This is a genomic window from Bacillus sp. FSL L8-0099, from assembly GCF_038006385.1.
Taxonomy (GTDB): Bacteria; Bacillota; Bacilli; order Bacillales; family Bacillaceae_G; genus Bacillus_A; species Bacillus_A toyonensis.
Genome location: NZ_JBBOVC010000001.1, coordinates 5254530 through 5274100, shown reverse-complemented (window position 1 = coordinate 5274100; position 19571 = coordinate 5254530). Strand labels below are relative to the sequence as shown.

Sequence of the window (19571 nt, the reverse complement as noted above, 5' to 3'; positions counted from 1 at the left end):
GACGCATCATACTGTTTCCTAACTTTTCCAAGGAATACAATGTAAATATAAGAAACAGCGGGGGTGGAGAGATGGAAAAGGTTATTGAGATAAATGGTGTTTCTAAAACATTTAAACATAAAAACGCAGTAAGTAACGTTTCATTTCACGTGGATAAAGGGGAAATAGTAGCATTACTTGGACCAAATGGTGCGGGGAAGACGACGATGATTTCGATGATGCTTGGATTAAAAGATCCTACAGAAGGGACAGTTTCTATATTTGGAAAGAGTCCAAAGCATAGAGGCGTTCGTAATAGCCTTGGGGCAATGTTACAAGAAGTAAGTGTGATTGATAGCATTACAGTGGAAGAGGCAATTGAGCTATTCCGCAGTTATTATACAAACCCGGTAGCGAAAGAAACATTACTACAGTTATCAAATTTGGAATCAGAGCGAAAGCAAAGATGTGAAAAGTTATCAGGTGGGCAAAAAAGAAGATTAAATTTTGCACTCGCACTTGCGGGAAATCCAGATTTGTTATTTTTAGATGAGCCGACAGTTGGAATGGATATTACGTCTCGAAGAACGTTTTGGGAAACGATTAAAAAGTTAGCAAGTGAAGGGAAAACGATTATTTTAACAACACATTATTTAGAGGAAGCAGATGCGTTGGCGAATCGTATTTTATTGTTTGCGAACGGAAAGATTATCGCAGATGGCACACCGGATGAGATGAAAGCGACGATTTCTCGAAAAACGATCTCGTTTTATTCTAAAGAAAAAATCCCTAAGAGTTTACTAAAGGAATTACCGTATGTAACAGAAGTACAGTCAAATGAAGGGCGCTTCACTTTAACGACGGAAGATACAGATGCCACTCTACAAGCAATTTATCAGAAGAATCTACCTGTAACAAATGTTTCAGTTGAACGTGGAAGTCTCGATGAGGCATTTGAACAGTTTGTCGCAAATCAAAAGGGGGAAATTGCATGAAAGCTTTATGGATGCAATGCAAAATAGAAATTTTACGTACGTTCCGTAATAAATTATTTATCTTTTTCTCATTATTAATGCCAGTTATGTTTTACTACATTTTCACAAATGTTGTGCAAGTGCCACAAAACGGAGATGCGTGGAAAGCACATTATTTAATTTCTATGGCGACTTTTAGTATTGTAGGGACTGCACTTTTTAGTTTTGGTGTGAGACTTTCTCAGGAAAGAGGGCAAGGTTGGACACATCTTCTAAAAATTACACCGCTTCCTGAAGGGGCGTATTTAACAGCAAAAATTATCGCTCAAACAGTAGTAAATGCTTTTTCAATCTTAGTTATTTTTATGGCAGGGATATTAATTAATCATGTTGAGTTAACGGTAGGACAATGGATTGGTGCTGGATTATGGTTATTGTTAGGTGTGACACCATTTTTAGCACTCGGAACAGTAATAGGTTCCATTAAGAAGGCAGATGCAGCTGCTGGCCTAGCAAATATTTTAAATATGAGTTTAGCTGTAATTGGCGGGTTATGGATGCCGATTGAAGTATTCCCGAAAATATTAAGAACGATTGGTGAATGGACACCGACATACCATTTCGGAAGTGGTGCGTGGGATATTGTAGCTGGAAAATCAATTGGATGGGAAAATATCGCGGTATTAGGAGGTTATTTCCTTATGTTTGTTGTAGTATCAATATATATAAGAAAAAGACAGGAAGCGGTATAAATGATAGAGAAGAAGAGGATGGAGATTTTTCCGAAACATATGGGTTTTTTTCCGTATATGTGGCTCGTATATTTGTTATTTCCAATTTATAATTTAACACAAGTATCAGGATGGAAGCTTGTAATGGGGATCGGTATGTTGATAGTCTTCATTATCACATACCGTCAACTTTATTTTGTTCAGAAGACGTTCGTTTTGTGGGCGTTTATTCAAATGATATTAACCTTTTTATTTGCCATATTTTATAATCCTTTCATGATATTCTTTGGCTTTTTCACGGCAAGTGCGATGGGATTTGCACCAAGTAAGAAAGTATTTCGAGTGCTACTATGTCTGTTAGTTGTAATGCTCGGAGCATTTGTATTTGTAAATATGAATCAACTAACACCGGCAAATTTAGTAAATATCGTTCCGATGTTTATTTTAATGCTTCTTACGCCATTTGGTATGCGTAATTTTAATCAGAAAAAGATGTTAAAGAACCAATTAAACGAAGCGAATGAGCAAATTAAAGATTTAGTAAAACGTGAAGAACGGCAGCGAATTGCACGGGATCTTCATGACACGTTAGGTCATACGTTATCTCTTATTACGTTAAAAAGCCAGCTTGTTGAGAAGTTAATCGTAAAAAATCCAGAGCGTGCAAGTGTGGAAGCAAAGGAAATTACACAAACATCTCGTACCGCTTTAAAACAGCTGAGGGAATTAATTTCTGATATGCGCATGATTACAGTAGAAGAAGAGCTTGAGCAAATAAAAGCGATCTTACAAGCTGCTAATATTGAATTAGAAATAGAACAAGAAGCGAGTGCAAGTTCGTTATCACCGATTGAACAAAATATTTTAGGAATGTGTTTACGTGAGGCTGTGACGAATGTTGTAAAACATAGTAAGGCGACGCAGTGTACAGTTTCTGTATTAGAATCACAAGGTGAACTGATTTTGAAAGTAGAAGATAACGGAATTGGTTTAGAGGATAAAAACAATGATGGAAATGGTATTCGCGGTATGAAAGAACGAATTGCTCTTATTGATGGATTTGTTGAACTAAATACGATACATCCAGGGACGCTATTAACAGTAAAAGTACCAGTTGTCATTAGAACAGGAAAAGATGAGGTGAGGGTATGATTCGAATTATTATTGCGGAAGATCAACGGATGCTTCGTGGTGCATTAGGAGCCCTACTTGATTTAGAAGATGATATGGAAGTGATTGGGCAAGCTGCGAACGGGGAAGAGGCGTTAAAATTAATTGAATCGTTAAAGCCAGATGTAAGTATTATGGATATTGAAATGCCGATTCAAAGTGGATTGGATGTCGCTGAGACTTTAAAGAAAGAAAAATCATCATGCAAAGTAATGATTTTAACAACATTTGCAAGACCTGGTTATTTTGAACGAGCAATGAAAGCTGGTGTGCACGGATATTTGTTAAAAGATAGCCCAAGTGAAGATTTAGCCGCAGCGATTCGTAATGTAATGAAGGGAAAACGAGAGGTTTCTCAAGATTTAATGTTTGGTTTATGGCAGGAGCAAAATCCGTTGTCAGATCGTGAAAAAGAAGTATTGTTACTTGCTAAAGAAGGAAAGACTGCAAATGAAATTGCGAAAACACTTTATCTTTCACCGGGCACAGTACGTAATTATATTTCTGAAGTGTTAACGAAGCTTGACGCAAAAAATAGAATTGAGGCAATTACAATTGCGGAAGAAAAGGGATGGATATAAAAAGAAGTTTACCTACGAACGGTAAACTTCTTTTTTATTATTATACTTCTATTACTCTATTTATTTTTTGTAATGGTTTATAACCATGTGCTTCAAATGCTTTTGCAAATTCATTTGATACGGCATTTCCGTATAAATCTTTTGCAGCTTGTACGATGTGGGATTGGAGTGATTCAAAATCTTCAGCTGAAGTTGCGTAATTTTGCAATGTGCGCATAACAACTTTACTTACTTTTTCGTTGCCTTGTTTTTGAACAGCAACATTGTTATATGTTTTACCTTCAGCTAATTGATATAATACGTGGCTGATGATACCAGAATTTACGTGAGACTCTTGATTATTTCCATCGTTATAAAAATCTTGTAAGTTTGTATATAATTTATGACCACCGTCACCAATTTCTCCCGGGATGTCACGGATTGTTAGGCCACCTAGTGTATCGCCCATAATCCAGTTTCCCTTATCTTTCTTTACATAATATTCGATTTGCGTGCCCCAAAAATCTGCTAATCCCTCGTTTAACGCAGATGTTTCAGCGCTTGGATATCTCACAATTTTATTCTTTGTCGTACCGCTGAATACAGCATGTCCAAATTCATGGGCTGTTACATCAAGGGCTGAAGTGAGCTTTCCGTTTAAACCATCACCAAATACCATTTGATTCCAAGCAGGGTGCCAAAATGCATTTACATAATCTTCTTTTACACCATCACTAACTTCAGTAGAATCAAAACCGTGTACACTAGCAACAACTTTTGAATCTTTATTATCGTAACTTTTTAGATTATGTTCTTTTTTGAAGTAGTCATAAATATCGCTCATATTCTTCATAGCACCCGCTGCTTCTTTATCTGCAAAGTTAGGAGTGCTACTTGAAACTAGTGTCCCTGGATAACCAGCTTGACTATATCCGCCGAGAGAGTCCGCGTAGTTTGCATTATAAATATATATGCCAGTTCCGCGTGATAGATCAGCTAAATAAAATTTTCCGTCAGTCCCTTTCGCGATATTGAAAGAGATGTTTTCTTGAAGTGCGTTTTTCCCGGTTCCTTGCTCACTTGCGAGGGATAGTCTAGGTGATGTTACTTGATTTATAGTTTTATTCTCTTTATTTTTAATGAATTTTTCTTGGAAAAGTACCTCGCCAGTTTTTAAATCAAGGATTGCATTACCGTTTATAATTTGTTCATTGTTTTCGTAAGTAAAGGTAATAACAGTTGCAAATGTGTAATATCCATCTTTTTTCTTATAAACAACGGTTTCGTTGGTGAATTCTGTCTCAGTCGCATCGCTTGGAATTTGAAGTATATCGCGTAATTTAGATTTTACTTCATTTTTCGACAAAAAATTTGTTATAGTAAGATTAGGTTGTTGGTCTAAATTTTGGACAACTTTACCACTAACAGTTGTAATTACTCCATTTTTATCTACGTTTACAATAAGATCTTGACCATATACTTTATAGTTTTTGTAAGTTTGTGCAAGGCGAACTTGGGTTTGATTTTCTTTTGTTTCTTTATTTGTAGGTTGAAAATCAACATTTTTTTCAGTTGTAACTTGCTCTTGTTGAGCTTTAGCCCCGTTTACCTCACCTTTTAAATATTTTTTAGCAATATTCTCTTTCGTATCATTTTGAGGTTCTGTTAATTTTCCGATTGTTAAACCAGGCTGAGCAATTTCAACTTTCACTTCATTTTTGTTTAATTCTTGGGCATGAATAGCTTCTGTGGATAAAGGACAAAGGAGACCGAATGTAACGAATGCACTAGCAAGTTTTCTATAATTCATCTATAACACTCCTAATCTATTGTATGTGAGATGAATTGTATGAAACATTTGCCAGATTTTATATATATTATGCATTATTTCATATCAAAAATTGTCGAATTCACATTATTGTAGTGGTATGACAACTCAAAAAATTAGATTGTTATAATGGGATGGTGAGTAAGTATGCACGCAGAAAAATTAGGAATTGAAATTAAGAAAATTAGGGTGATGAGAGGATTAACACAAAAACAGTTATCCGAGAACATATGTCATCAATCAGAAGTGAGTAGAATTGAATCGGGTGCGGTATACCCAAGTATGGATATATTGCAAGGTATAGCAGCAAAATTACAAGTTCCCATTATTCATTTTTATGAGGTACTCATTTATTCTGATATTGAGAGGAATAAGCAGTTAAAAGATCGAATTATTATGCTTTGTAAGCAAAAAAAATATAAAGAAATTTATAATAGGGTATGGAATGAACTGAAAAAGGAAGAATATCATCCCGAGCTTCAGCAATTTCTTCAATGGCAATATCATGTAGCAGCTTACGTATTGAAAAAAATTGATTACGAATATTGTATTTTAGAATTAAAGAAATTGCTCAATCAACAATTGGCAGGAATAGATGTATATCAGAATCTTTATATTGAAAACGCAATTGCAAACATTTATGCTGAAAATGGCTATTTGAAGAAGGCTATTGAGTTATTTGAAAATATATTAAAACAGTTAGAGACATTGCATGATAATAAAGAATTTGATGTAAAGGTGAGACATAATCATGCAAAAGCATTATACTCAGATAATCAATACGAAGAAGCGCTTTGCCACGCAAATAAAGCTATTGAACTATCGTGTCAAATTAATAGTATGACATTGATTGGACAGCTATACTTTCGAAAAGGTGAATGCTTAGCAAAGCTAGGGTCTGATAGAGCAGAAATTGAAGATGCTTACGAAAAAGCATGCTTCTTTTTTGATATGTTAGGAAACCACGCATTAAAAGAATCACTTATGAAAAAAATGAAAAAATAAAAAAGACCTAAAAAACAAATATGCATAATTGCATAAAATGTGGATAAATTTTCATGGTATATTTAAAGAAAAAATGCAGGTGATGGAATATGAAGAAACTGCTTATTGGTAGTCTATTAACGTTAGCGATGGCATGGGGTATTTCATTAGGAGATATAGCATTAGAGAAAAGCCAAATAATTTCTCATAATGATCAAGAGGTACAATTAGCTCAAGAGGTACCTTATGAGTACTAAAAAACAACCGTCTTACTTAGGCGGTTGTTTTTTTATGGAGTAACATCCAAACGTCTTTACTAGAAACAGGTTTGCTAATAAAGAATCCTTGAATGTGGTCACAGTTTTGTTCATAAAGAAATTTCCATTGTTCTTCTGTTTCTACACCTTCTGCAATAACTTCTAAATTTAATTCTTTTGATAGTGTAATAATGGAAGAGATAATTGCTTCCTCTAAAGGACTTGTTGTAATTCCACAAATAAATTCTCGAGCAATTTTTAATGTGTTGATTGGGTATTTTGTTAAATAAGCTAAAGAACTATAACCAGTTCCAAAGTCATCTATTGAAATTTGAATACCGAGATTTTGAAGCTGCTCTAGCTTTGCAACTACAGATTGATTTTGGTTAATAGCGATACTTTCTGTAATTTCAATATCTAGTGCTTCCGGTTTTAGTTCTGTTTCTTTCAACACCTTTGAAATAGTTGGGATTAAATCTGTATGGTTAAATTGAACAACAGATAAATTCACACCAACTTTTAAGTGAGAAAAACCTTGATTATGCCATCTTTTTGCTTCTGAGCAGGCGGTACGTAAAATCCAATTTCCAAGTTCAATAATAAATCCTGTTTCCTCTGCTAGAGGAATAAATTGGGCAGGAGATACGATACCGAGTTTTGGATGTTTCCAACGAATTAACGCTTCAAAACCGATAATTTGTTTTGTTTTTGTGCTTACTTGTGGTTGGTATTCAAGGAAAAATTCATTTTGTTGTAATGCTTTTGAAAGTTCGCCTTCTAAGAATTGAATCTCATTTTGCGCAATACTTATTTCTTTTGAGAAGAAAACAAATCGATTTTTCCCATTTGCTTTCGCGCGATACATAGCCATATCAGCATTTTTCATTAATTCGGTTACATCATTTCCATAATCAGGATACATTGCGATGCCGATGCTCGGTGTAACAGATAGTTCTTCATCTTTAATGAAGAATGGTTTGTTTAAAATAGTTAAAATCTGTTCAGCTATAAAAGCCGCACTTTTTTCTGAGTACATATCTGGTAATAGAATTGTAAACTCATCTCCGCCTTGGCGGGCAACGATATCTTTTGAACGCAAACATCCGCGTAACCTTTTTGCTACTTCAATTAGTAATAAGTCTCCGACATCATGACCGAGTCGATCGTTAATTTTTTTAAATCGATCTAAATCAAGAAACATGACGGCAACATCATTTGCGCTAGTTTGAGCTGTATTTAAAATAGTCTTTAAATCTTTTTCGAATTTGCGACGATTTGGTAATCCAGTAAGTGCATCATGAAATGCCAAATGTTCTACTTGTTTTTGTTTTTCATATAAAGTTGTAATATCACGCGCTATCCCAAACATCCCAACAACTTCTTTATTTATAAAAGTAGGTATGAGTGTAATGTGAAGGTAATAGTAATAGCCTTCTTGTTCTTTCGTACGAACCTCTAAAGTTTGTGGTCTACCTTCTTTTGTTATTTGTAATGCTCTTTTTAGTAAGTCATGATCTTTTGGATCAATAAAGTGCAGAAGGGAATGGCTTGCTACTTCACAATAGTAAGCTGTAAATAAGCTTTCACAAGCTGTGTTAGATTGCTGAAAAATACCATGCATATTTAAAGAGAAAACGGCATCAGGATGATCTTCAAATAAAGATTTATAACGTTGTTCACTTTTTGATAACGCAGAAGCACCTTCTTCAACTTCATCTTCTAGTTGTGTAGTCAGCTGTTCATATGTATCAATTAAGACTTTATTATCTTTCCACATGTAAAGTTGTCGCAAGAATAATAAAATAAGTGATAATACAAGACCAATTAACATGAATTTATCATCCCAAGGCTGAATGATAATAAAGGAAAAAGTCATGATTATACTAAAATAAGGCAATATAAAGCGTACATAATCAAATCGATAATATTTCGTTTTTGTTTCATGTTGCATTGGCTTATCTAAAATGTATAGTATGGACGATAAACCAATTAATAAAATCGAAGCAGTATGTATTAAATAAGAGAATTCAGCAGAAGTTTTTATTCCTGTGTTTAACTGGAATAGCTGTATATATCCGTATACAAGAATGATAGTAAAGCCAATAATTAATGAAATTCTACTAGAAGAATATTGTTCTCTTCTATATAGGCTAATAACGGCGTAAATGACTAATGATTGTGCAATAAAATATCCAATTAAAACCCACGTATCCTTTGTTAACGTATGAAAGCTTGAAAGATCTAAAATAAAGGTTAAGGTAAAATAAATATTCATAATAACGATAAAGATACTATCGAATGAAAATTGAGCAAGGCCTCTAATAGAGTAATGTTTTATGAACTTTATAGCAAATCCAGAAAAGAGTAAAATATATTGTATGATGAAAAAAGGTAGTGCCTCATAAGAGAATAGGACTTGATCGCATATAGAAAGTGAATGAAGGAATAAAGTTATCTCCATAGCCAATCCACATAGGCAAGTACATAATAATAACACCCAAAATAATTTATCACCACGCTTCATTTTTTTAATTGCTTTATAGGAACAATAACAAGAAAAGATTGCGGCAAAACAAAATAAGAAAAGGATTCCAATTTCTTTTATGTTCCACTCATTTGGAATAAGGAATATCCAAAGAGAAAATACAATTATATACATCATGACAAATTGTACATATTTTTTTTGATTAATCATATGATGACTCCGTTTCAATAAAGTTGAATCGCAGGATGAAAATGCTAATTTAAATAATATCATATAAAATAGGAACTTTTTTACTATAAGAATTACTTTTTGAAAAAAACAACGCAACATGACAATTTACCATTGTAATGTTGCGCCATTTATTCTTTTGATTCCTTTTATAGAAGAAAGCTCACTTATTAATTGTAACATTGCTAAATCTTTCTGTTTACTTTCAATCATAATATCAAAATTATAATTAATTTTTTTTGCAATGTGTAAAAAGGGCTTAATAAATTCTAAATTAATATAATCTGCATGAGCCCTAAATTCTTTTTCTGATTTAGGAGAGGAAATATGAACTTTAGGTGGGATATTTGTATGTGACCAAGTTTCAAAAATTACAGGAAGTAATTCTTCTAGTGATTCTTCGCAAAGATTAGCCATGTGATGATGATAATCAAATACGAAAGGGATCTTTTCTTTTTGGCAAATTGATAAAGTTTCAGCAGTTGTATATGTTTTATCATCATTTTCTAGAGTCATTTGTTTTTTTATATGTGCAGGAAGTTTTTTTATGTTTTCATGGAAGCGTCCAACTGCTGCTTCTTTATTTCCGTAGGCACCACCTACATGAATGTTAATGTAAGAAGAATCTGCAATTCCTATCGTATGTAATACTTTATAATGATAGGTCATATCCGTAACTGCATTAGTTGTAATATGCGGCTTATCGCTTGTGAATAATGTAAATTGATTTGGGTGAAAACTTACTCGTAAATTGTGCTCTTGAATTAACGACCCTATTTTACGCCAAAGCGGTATGAATGCTCCAATATAATCAAATTCAACTTCAGGGTGTGTTGCAAGTGGAACGATGGAAGAAGAAAGACGATATAATGGGATTTCATGTGCGATATTGTAATGAAGGATACGTATTGTATGTTCTAAATTTTGCCTTGTAACATCGTATAGTTTATCCTCTCGCTCTTGTTTATTGAGTTTTTTAAAAGTTGTAAATGTCATCGTTTTAGCAGGAGAACAGTCCCACAATGCCATTGCATGTGAGACGTATCCAAACCGCATAATCATAAGGAATACACCTCTTTTATTCATCACCTTTCTTATAAGAAGAAAGCAAGTATCGTTCCTATCCATTCCTTTCCTCTATCTATAAGGGAAAGCGGGCTGACATCGTCATAGGAAAGTAATGACGCATTTTTTAAATCTTCATGGAATTTATTTTTTACCACCTGTATGAAGTGCCTATCATATAAGAGGCAGTTGATTTCATGGTTACTATATAAACTTCTCATATCAAAGTTTGCAGTTCCAACATCGCAAATATCATCGTCCACTATAATAACTTTAGCGTGAAAAAAACCTTGTTGAAATGCGTAAATATTGCAACCAGCCCGTATTAACTTTCGGCAGTACGGGAATTTCGCTTCTCGAACGAGGGCATGATCAGCCTTTTCTGGAACGAGAATTGTTATTTGGACCCCTCTTTCTCGTGCTTTTAATAGAGCGTTCATAATTTTTTTGCCAGGAATGAAATATGGTGTACCGATAAAAAGTTCCTTTTTCGCACTTTTAATTAAATGTAAAAAGGTATGTTGTAAATAGGCACCATCGGTTGGAATGAATTGATGTAGGATGGTACCAGGTTCCTGTTTCGGAAAATAAAGAGGAGCATCCAATAAATTTTGGTTCGTATCATCCAACCAGTCATGTAAAAATTGTTTTTGTAAATCTTGAACGCCTTCTCCTGTAAGACGTAAATGATAGTCTCGCCATAATCCTAATTGCTCATTATGTCCCAAATATTCCTCGCCGATATTAAATCCCCCAATATAACTAATTTTCCCGTCAATCACTGTGATTTTTCTATGATTGCGTTGATTGGCAGAAAAGAAAGGGAAAGGGAATCTGACTTTATGACAAAAAGAAAAAGAGACACCATGTTTTTGTAGGGAACGAATTGCTTCATTTGATAAATAATGGCTACCAAATCGATCAAGTAACAGTCTTACTTCAATGCCTTCTTTTGCCTTATCAATAAGTAACTTTAAAAATTCACGACTGATCTTATCATTTTTTACAATGAAGAATAAAACGTGAATGTGGTGCTGCGCTTGTTTTATATCAGTAAATAAAGCATCGTATAAATCTTTCCCATATGTATAAAGGTGAAAATCACTTTGACGTAAAGGGAAAGTACGGGAACGCACACGTTTTAAATGAAGAAGTCTCCCATATGAAAGGTCAATTGTGATCCAAAGAGTAACGCATATGAATAAGAGAGAGAAATAGAACATGAGTGAAGTCCCTCCTTTGCATTCTTTTCACCTTCAGTATGTTACAAATGATATGGGGAGTAAGAATGCTACCAAAAATTTAACTAGAAGATAGCACGGTTTGTTCATTAAAGTTTCACTTTATCCCGCTTCAGCCGGCAGTAAGACAATCGCCTTAAAATCCGCTGAATACGAGGAAGCTAGGTTGAAATCAACTGCCCGTAAAAGCCCGATTGATTTAACTAATAATTAGTGGGGGATGGACAGTCCCCACTGACTAAAGTTTCACTTTATAGTTTCACCCAAATAAACAGGTTTATTAAAAAATATGTTGTTGTATAACAAAAAACTGTTGACTGAATGCTCACTCATTATATAATGAAGGTAGGGGATAAAATTCAGAAAATTATATGTTTTTGAAGATTCTAAAAAAGAAAGAAGGCTTACAAAGAGAGGGGTAGCATAAAAATGAATAGCTTACTGATCATTAATTGGCTGGCTGCCATTGCTGTTATTGCTTATGCGGGATATTTGTTTGTATATCTTATACGAACGAGAATGGCCTACATACAATTAGGAAAAAAGATTGAATTTGACCGTCGCTTCAAAGAACGTTGGGATCTTCTTAAGGTCAATGTTTTCGGTCAGAAAAAGCTGCTGAAAGATAAAAAGAGCGGCATTATTCACGTTATGTTTTTTTACGGATTTATTCTTGTCCAATTTGGAGCAATTGACTTCGTTTGGAAAGGACTCGCACCAGGATCGCATCTTCCACTTGGACCACTATACCCTGCATTTACATTCTTCCAGGAAATTGTCACACTCGTTATATTAATCGCAGTCTTTTGGGCTTTTCATAGACGTTATGTTGAGAAGCTAGTTCGTTTGAAACGTAATTTTAAATCAGGCCTTGTTCTTATCTTTATCGGTGGTTTAATGATTTCTGTACTACTTGGTAATGGGATGGGAATTATATGGCACGGCGAGGAACTTTCATGGAGTGAACCGATCGCTTCTGCAATCGCTTACGTTTTCTCGGGAATAAATGAAACCGTAGCCATTTCAGTGTTCTATTTTTCTTGGTGGGTGCATCTACTAATTTTGTTAACATTTTTAGTCTATGTTCCACAATCAAAACATGCACATTTAATTGCTGGACCAGCTAACGTTTTCTTCGGTCGTCTCTCAAATCCAGGGAAGCTTGAAAAGATTGATTTTGAAGATGAAACGCAAGAAACATTTGGTGTTGGTAAAATTGAAGACTTTAGACAAAATCAGCTTATTGATTTATACGCTTGCGTAGAGTGTGGGCGCTGTACAAATATGTGTCCGGCAACAGGAACAGGAAAAATGTTATCACCGATGGATTTAATTTTAAAAATTCGTGATCATTTAACTGATAAAGGAGCGGCGGTAACATCAAAAGCACCTTGGGTTCCAGTAGTTGCTTTTAATAATACACAAGGAAATCAATTAGCGATGATGGCAGCTGGAAAAGGGCAGCAAGAATCAGCAGCTACAGCGCTAGCTTACGATCCGAGTTTAATCGGAGATGTTATTACAGAAGAAGAGATTTGGGCTTGTACAACGTGCCGTAACTGTGAAGATCAGTGTCCGGTTATGAATGAGCATGTTGACAAAATTATTGATTTACGCCGCTATCTTGTTTTAACAGAAGGAAAGATGGATGCGGAAGCGCAGCGTGCGATGACGAATATCGAGCGTCAAGGGAATCCATGGGGTCTGAATCGTAAAGAGCGTGAAACATGGCGCCAAGGTGATGATGAAGTAACAGTTCCGACTGTAAAAGAAAAATCAAAAGCTGGCGAGGAGTTCGAATATTTATTCTGGGTTGGTTCGATGGGATCATACGACAATCGTAGTCAGAAGATTGCGATATCGTTTGCGAAGTTAATGAACGAAGCAGGCGTCTCATTCGCGATTCTTGGTAATAAAGAAAAGAACTCTGGAGATACACCGCGTCGCCTTGGAAATGAGTTCGTATTCCAAGAGATGGCAACAAAGAATATCGAAGAATTTGAAAAAGCAGGAGTGAAGAAAATCGTTACGATTGATCCTCACGCTTATAATACATTCAAAAATGAGTATCCAGACTTTGGCTTACAAGCAGAAGTCTATCATCATACAGAATTGTTAGCTCAGTGGGTGAAAGAAGGACTCTTAAAACCTGTTCACGCTATTGAGGAGACAGTTACGTACCATGATTCCTGTTATTTAGGACGATACAACGAAGTGTACGAAGCACCGCGCGATATTTTGAAAGCAATTCCTGGTGTGAATCTTGTAGAAATGGCACGTAACCGTGAAACAGGAATGTGCTGTGGCGCAGGTGGTGGCTTAATGTGGATGGAGGAGACAACGGGTTCTCGTATTAACGTTGCTCGTACAGAACAAGCACTAGCTGTGCAACCATCCATTATCGGTACAGGTTGTCCGTATTGCTTAACGATGATTAGTGATGGGACGAAAGCGAAGGAAGTAGAAGAAAAAGTTCAAACACTTGATGTAACAGAGATTTTAGAACGATCTGTTATCGGACAGAAGAAAGAAGCAATGTAGTTTGTAAGCATGTATACAACTTTAGAAAGAGGTGCAATTATTGCACCTCTTCTCAACGCAAGGATACCGAGCGAGCGCTCGGTACTAAAAAAGAAATGGGGGAAAGAAACATGAATAAAACAGTTATTTTAAGTGCTACAAGAACACCGGTTGGAAAACTTGGAGGATCTTTAAAAGATGTGAAGGCAACAGAACTTGGAGGAATTGCAATTAAAGCAGCGCTTGAAAGAGCAGATGTTTCTGCTAGTGATGTTGAAGAAGTTATATTTGGAACGGTTATTCAAGGTGGACAGGGGCAAATTCCATCTCGTCAAGCTGCGAGAGCTGCTGGAATCCCTTGGGAAGTGCAGACGGAAACAGTAAATAAAGTTTGTGCATCGGGACTTCGTGCGGTTACGTTAGCAGATCAAATTATTCGTACTGGTGATCAATCACTTATTGTAGCTGGTGGAATGGAATCAATGAGTAACAGTCCTTACATTTTACGAGGTGCAAGATGGGGATACAGAATGGGTAACAACGAAGTTATCGATTTAAATGTTGCAGATGGTTTAACATGCGCATTTTCAGGCATACACATGGGCGTTTATGGCGGCGAAGTTGCGAAGGAAGACGGAATCTCTCGCGAAGCCCAAGATGAATGGGCATATCGTAGTCATCAGCGTGCGGTTTCAGCGCATAAAGAAGGGCGCTTTGAAGAGGAAATTGTACCAGTAACAATTCCGCAAAGAAAAGGCGATCCTATTGTTGTTGCTAAAGATGAGGCGCCGCGTGAAGATACAACAATTGAAAAGTTAGCGAAATTAAAACCTGTATTCGATAAGACATCGTCAGTAACAGCTGGTAACGCTCCAGGACTGAATGATGGCGGTGCTGCACTTGTATTAATGAGCGAGGACAGAGCGAAGCAAGAAGGAAGAAAGCCTTTGGCGACGATTTTAGCACATACGGCAATCGCGGTAGAATCAAAAGATTTCCCAAGAACGCCAGGTTATGCAATTAACGAATTATTGAAAAAAACAGGCAAGACAATTGAAGACATCGATTTATTCGAGATTAATGAAGCGTTTGCGGCAGTAGCAATTGCGAGTACAGAGATTGCAGGTATTGACCCAGAAAAATTGAATGTAAATGGCGGCGCGGTAGCAATGGGACACCCAATTGGAGCAAGTGGAGCGCGTATTATCGTTACACTTATCCATGCACTGAAGCAGCGCGGTGGCGGAATTGGAATTGCTTCGATTTGTAGCGGTGGCGGTCAAGGTGATGCAGTGATGATTGAGGTTCATTAATTTACGGTGAGAAAACGATTCATTTATTACAGACTTATATTAAGGGGGAAGAAAGAATGGGTGTACAAAAAATAGTTGTAATTGGTGCGGGACAAATGGGATCGGGAATTGCGCAAGTATGTGCAATGGCAGGATATGATGTGAAGATTCAAGATTTAAAACAAGAGCAATTAGATAGAGGGTTAGCTATCATTACGAAAAACTTAGTGCGTCAAGTAGAAAAAGGACGCATGAAGGAAGAAGAGAAAGAGGAAACGTTAAATCGTCTTACAGTAACTCTTGATTTAGATTGTGTGAAAGAAGCTGATCTTGTTATTGAAGCAGCTGTTGAGAAAATGGATATTAAAAAGAAAATATTTGCGAATTTAGATGAAATTGCTCCAGATCATACAATTTTAGCAACGAATACGTCATCTCTTCCAATTACTGAAATTGCAGCGGTAACGAAACGCCCAGAAAAAGTAATCGGTATGCACTTTATGAATCCAGTTCCCGTTATGAAGCTCGTTGAAATTATTCGTGGTTTAGCTACAGATGATGCAGTTTATGAAACGATTGAAGATATTACGAAAAAAATCGGAAAAGTGCCAGTTGAAGTAAATGATTTCCCGGGATTTGTATCGAATCGTATTTTATTACCGATGATTAACGAAGCAATTTATACGTTATATGAAGGTGTAGCGACGAAAGAAGCAATTGATGAAGTAATGAAACTTGGTATGAATCATCCAATGGGGCCTCTGACACTAGCTGATTTTATCGGTTTAGATACATGTTTATACATTATGGAAGTGTTGCATGAAGGATTAGGAGATAGTAAATATCGCCCATGTCCATTACTACGTAAGTACGTAAATGCAGGATGGTTAGGGCGTAAAACGGGCCGTGGTTTCTACGTTTATGAGTAAATCCCTCCTTGTATAGAGTAGTGGTCTTACCAAATTGTTAAAAGATATATAGCAAATGGAGGCGGAGTATATGAACTTTCGTTTTAATGAAGAGCAACAGATGATGAGGAAAATGGTTCGGGATTTTGCACAGAAGGAAATAGCACCCTTTGTTCCTAGCATGGAACAAGGGGTGTTCCCGACAGAGATTTTGCAAAAGATGGGTGAGCTTGGATTAATGGGTATTCCAGCGCCTGCAAAATACGGCGGCGCAGAAATGGATTTTATTTCTTACATTTTAGCAATTGAGGAAATCTCAAAAGTAAGCGCAACGGTTGGTGTAATTTTAGCTGTACATACGTCAGTTGGAATGAACCCGATTTTATACTTTGGAACAGAAGAGCAGAAGCAGAAATATGTTTCTAAGCTTGCGGCTGGTGAATATTTAGGTGCATTCGCCTTAACTGAGCCAAATGCTGGATCAGATGCAGGGAGTTTGAAATCACGAGCTGTCAAGAAAGGTGATAATTACATCATTAATGGATCGAAAGTATTTATTACAAATGGCGGCGAAGCAAGTACATACATCGTTTTCGCTTCTACAAATCCAGATGCAGGAAAAAGTGGTATTTCTGCATTTATTGTAGAGAAAGATACGCCAGGCTTAATTATCGGAAAAGATGAACATAAGATGGGACTTCTCGGTTCTCGTACAGTTCAACTTACGTTCGAAGATATGATAGTGCCGGCTGAGAATTTACTCGGTGAAGAGGGACAAGGATTCAAGGTAGCGATGGCGAATTTAGATGTTGGACGAATTGGAATCGGGGCGCAGGCGTTAGGGATCGCGGAAGCAGCGCTCGCATGTGCGATAGATTATGCAAAGGAACGAGAGCAATTCGGGAAGCCGATTGCGGCGCAGCAAGGGATTGGCTTCAAACTTGCAGATATGGCGACAAGTGTGGAGGCGGCGCGATTACTTGTATATAGGGCTGCATCGCTTAGAGCACAAGGATTACCATGCGGTAAAGAAGCGTCTATTGCGAAGTTATTTGCTTCTAAGACAGCAGTTGAAGTTGCAATTGAAGCGGTACAAGTATTTGGCGGTTACGGTTATACGAAAGATTATCCGGTAGAGAGATTTTTCCGTGATGCGAAGATTACGCAAATTTATGAAGGAACGAGTGAGATACAAAAACTTGTTATTAGCCGTGCTTTATAAAGGGAAGAGGGGGAGACGGAAATGCATTTTAAATTATCAGAAGAACATGAAATGATAAGAAAAATGGTTCGGGATTTTGCTAAGAACGAAGTAGCACCAACGGCAGCTGAGCGTGATGAGGAAGAGAAATTTGACCGCGAGCTATTTGATCATATGGCGGAGCTTGGTTTGACAGGTATTCCATGGCCTGAAGAGTATGGTGGAATTGGAAGCGATTACTTAGCGTACGTAATTGCGATCGAAGAATTATCACGCGTTTGTGCTTCTACAGGTGTAACGCTGTCCGCGCATACTTCACTTGCTGGGTGGCCGATTTTTAAATTCGGAACGGAGGAGCAAAAGCAAAAGTTTTTGCGACCGATGGCTGAAGGGAAGAAAATTGGTGCATACGGTTTAACGGAACCGAGTTCTGGATCAGATGCTGGTGGAATGAAGACAATCGCCAAAAGAGATGGAGACCATTACATATTAAATGGATCGAAAATTTTCATTACAAATGGCGGTATTGCTGACATTTATGTTGTTTTTGCGTTAACAGATCCTGAATCGAAGCAGCGCGGCACGAGCGCATTTATTGTGGAAAGCGACACGCTAGGATTTTCGGTTGGGAAGAAGGAAAGTAAACTAGGGATTCGCTCTTCGCCAACGACTGAAATTATGTTTGAAGATTGCCGTATTCCTGTAGAAAATCTACTAGGAGAAGAAGGGCAAGGATTTAAGATTGCAATGCAAACGTTAGATGGCGGTCGTAACGGTATTGCTGCACAAGCAGTTGGTATTGCACAAGGGGCTTTAGATGCTTCTGTAGAATATGCAAGAGAGCGCCATCAATTTGGAAAGCCGATTGCGGCGCAGCAAGGGATTGGCTTTAAACTTGCGGATATGGCAACGGATGTAGAGGCTGCACGCCTTTTAACATATCAAGCTGCGTGGCTTGAATCGGAAGGGCTTCCGTATGGGAAAGAATCAGCGATGTCAAAAGTATTTGCAGGTGATACAGCGATGAAGGTGACGACTGAAGCTGTGCAAGTATTTGGTGGTTACGGTTATACGAAAGATTATCCAGTAGAGCGTTATATGCGAGATGCAAAGATTACACAGATTTATGAAGGAACACAAGAAATTCAAAGGCTCGTAATTTCTCGTATGTTAACGAAGTAGGGGCAAAGGCGTAGGTATTTTCCTACGCTTTTTCCTTCCAAAAAATAATAGAGAGAGGTGAAGGGGATGGTTAAACATAATGTGCATGCGTCAGTAAAAGATGAAAAATTAGTTGCGTTAAGGCGTGAACAAATGATTAAAGGTGCGGTGCAACTGTTTAAGCAAAAAGGATTCCCGCGTACAACAACGAGAGAGATTGCAAAAGCGGCTGGATTTAGTATCGGAACACTATATGAATACATTCGTACGAAAGATGACGTGTTATATTTAGTTTGTGATAGTATTTATGAACATGTAAAAGAACGATTAGAGGAAGTAGTATGCACGGAGAAGGGAAGTATAGACAGTTTAAAAATAGCGATAACAAATTACTTTAAAGTGATGGACGAATTGCAAGAAGAAGTATTAATCATGTATCAAGAAGTACGGTTTTTACCGAAAGAATCACTCCCATACGTACTAGAGAAAGAGTTTCAAATGGTAGGAATGTTTGAGAATATTTTAGAACAATGTACAGAAAATGGAACATTTATATTAAATAAAAAAGAAATACAGCTTCTTGCGCATAACATTTTCATACAAGGACAGATGTGGGGATTTAGACGTTGGGCGCTGCAAAAATTGTATACGCTCGAAGAATATACAGAAATGCAAATTAGGTATGTATTGCAAGGGGCGCATATGCTTCCGAAGTAAGGAATGGACAAATTATAATTTTATTACCATATAAAGTGAGGGTATTCATCCAAAGCCGATTAGTAGCCTTCACAAATCAGGTGTTTACAGGTAGCGGGGCTTCCGCCTAACTTCTTTGCTCCAGCCGAATGTTGAGGCGGGAGTTTTACTGCTCGCAAATAGCGGGATAAAAGTTTCCCATTTTTTTTGTAGCATATTTGTGCGACTTTTGTTTATAATGAATAGTATGGATTTTTTTAAGCAGACCGTTATATATAAGGTTATATTTGA

At 36.7% G+C, this 19571-nt stretch carries 15 protein-coding genes and 1 pseudogene; 12 read left to right on the top strand and 4 right to left on the bottom strand.

From position 1 onward, the window contains the following. The first annotated feature begins 71 nt into the window (after positions 1-71). The 4 genes from MHH42_RS27000 to MHH42_RS26985 are packed head-to-tail and all read left to right on the top strand — an operon-like array spanning position 72 to position 3435. Positions 72-974 carry an ABC transporter ATP-binding protein gene (locus MHH42_RS27000; protein ID WP_070173993.1) on the top strand — a complete coding sequence of 301 codons (903 nt, stop codon included), beginning with the start codon at positions 72-74 and terminating at the stop codon, positions 972-974. Next, the gene (locus MHH42_RS26995; protein WP_000646292.1) at positions 971-1705 is read left to right on the top strand and encodes an ABC transporter permease; all 735 of its coding nucleotides are present in this window, start codon (positions 971-973) and stop codon (positions 1703-1705) included. The genes MHH42_RS27000 and MHH42_RS26995 overlap by 4 nt, the downstream gene beginning before the upstream one ends. Beyond that, positions 1706-2836, top strand: a complete 1131-nt coding sequence (locus MHH42_RS26990) for a sensor histidine kinase (protein WP_000570636.1) — start codon at positions 1706-1708, stop codon at positions 2834-2836. Beyond that, entirely contained in the window at positions 2833-3435 is a 603-nt protein-coding gene (locus MHH42_RS26985; protein ID WP_000619274.1) for a response regulator transcription factor, read from the top strand. The genes MHH42_RS26990 and MHH42_RS26985 overlap by 4 nt, the downstream gene beginning before the upstream one ends. Positions 3436-3475: 40 nt before the next feature. Here MHH42_RS26985 and MHH42_RS26980 read toward each other — a convergent pair whose 3' ends face one another. Further along, on the bottom strand, positions 3476-5224 hold the full coding sequence (locus MHH42_RS26980) for a M4 family metallopeptidase (protein WP_098717386.1): 1749 nt from the start codon (positions 5222-5224) through the stop codon (positions 3476-3478). A gap of 165 nt (positions 5225-5389) precedes the next feature. On the opposite strand from MHH42_RS26980, the gene MHH42_RS26975 reads away from it, so the two are divergent. Both MHH42_RS26975 and papR read left to right on the top strand, forming a co-directional pair. After that, positions 5390-6247, top strand: a complete 858-nt coding sequence (locus tag MHH42_RS26975; protein ID WP_000542898.1) for a helix-turn-helix domain-containing protein — start codon at positions 5390-5392, stop codon at positions 6245-6247. Between the two features lie 89 nt (positions 6248-6336). Further along, the gene (gene papR, locus MHH42_RS26970) at positions 6337-6483 is read left to right on the top strand and encodes a quorum-sensing peptide PapR (protein ID WP_000734723.1); all 147 of its coding nucleotides are present in this window, start codon (positions 6337-6339) and stop codon (positions 6481-6483) included. Between the two features lie 16 nt (positions 6484-6499). On the opposite strand, the gene MHH42_RS26965 is transcribed toward papR, so the two are convergent. The 3 genes from MHH42_RS26965 to cls all read right to left on the bottom strand — a co-directional run bounded on the left by MHH42_RS26965 (position 6500) and on the right by cls (position 11484). Beyond that, on the bottom strand, positions 6500-9178 hold the full coding sequence (locus MHH42_RS26965; protein ID WP_098821059.1) for a DUF4084 domain-containing protein: 2679 nt from the start codon (positions 9176-9178) through the stop codon (positions 6500-6502). 126 nt (positions 9179-9304) lie between these two features. Next, positions 9305-10258: a UV DNA damage repair endonuclease UvsE gene (gene uvsE / locus MHH42_RS26960; RefSeq protein WP_070173990.1), complete on the bottom strand. Its 954-nt coding sequence runs from the start codon at positions 10256-10258 to the stop codon at positions 9305-9307. A 32-nt stretch (positions 10259-10290) separates the two neighbouring features. Beyond that, entirely contained in the window at positions 10291-11484 is a 1194-nt protein-coding gene (cls, locus tag MHH42_RS26955) for a cardiolipin synthase (protein WP_000499186.1), read from the bottom strand. A gap of 447 nt (positions 11485-11931) precedes the next feature. On the opposite strand from cls, the gene MHH42_RS26950 reads away from it, so the two are divergent. The 6 genes and pseudogenes from MHH42_RS26950 to MHH42_RS26925 all read left to right on the top strand — a co-directional run bounded on the left by MHH42_RS26950 (position 11932) and on the right by MHH42_RS26925 (position 19301). Then, on the top strand, positions 11932-14043 hold the full coding sequence (locus MHH42_RS26950) for a (Fe-S)-binding protein (RefSeq protein ID WP_340894641.1): 2112 nt from the start codon (positions 11932-11934) through the stop codon (positions 14041-14043). A gap of 9 nt (positions 14044-14052) precedes the next feature. Beyond that, positions 14053-15335: pseudogene (locus MHH42_RS26945) on the top strand (acetyl-CoA C-acetyltransferase). A 56-nt stretch (positions 15336-15391) separates the two neighbouring features. Continuing rightward, positions 15392-16243, top strand: a complete 852-nt coding sequence (locus tag MHH42_RS26940; RefSeq protein ID WP_000538854.1) for a 3-hydroxybutyryl-CoA dehydrogenase — start codon at positions 15392-15394, stop codon at positions 16241-16243. 70 nt (positions 16244-16313) lie between these two features. Next, on the top strand, positions 16314-17444 hold the full coding sequence (locus tag MHH42_RS26935) for an acyl-CoA dehydrogenase (protein ID WP_001011192.1): 1131 nt from the start codon (positions 16314-16316) through the stop codon (positions 17442-17444). Positions 17445-17465: 21 nt separating this feature from the next. Continuing rightward, positions 17466-18605, top strand: coding sequence for an acyl-CoA dehydrogenase AcdA (gene acdA / locus MHH42_RS26930; RefSeq protein WP_070173988.1), 1140 nt, complete (start codon positions 17466-17468; stop codon positions 18603-18605). 66 nt (positions 18606-18671) lie between these two features. Continuing rightward, a complete protein-coding gene (locus tag MHH42_RS26925; RefSeq protein WP_000238592.1) occupies positions 18672-19301 on the top strand; it encodes a TetR/AcrR family transcriptional regulator in 630 nt (209 codons plus the stop codon). Positions 19302-19571 lie beyond the last annotated feature (270 nt).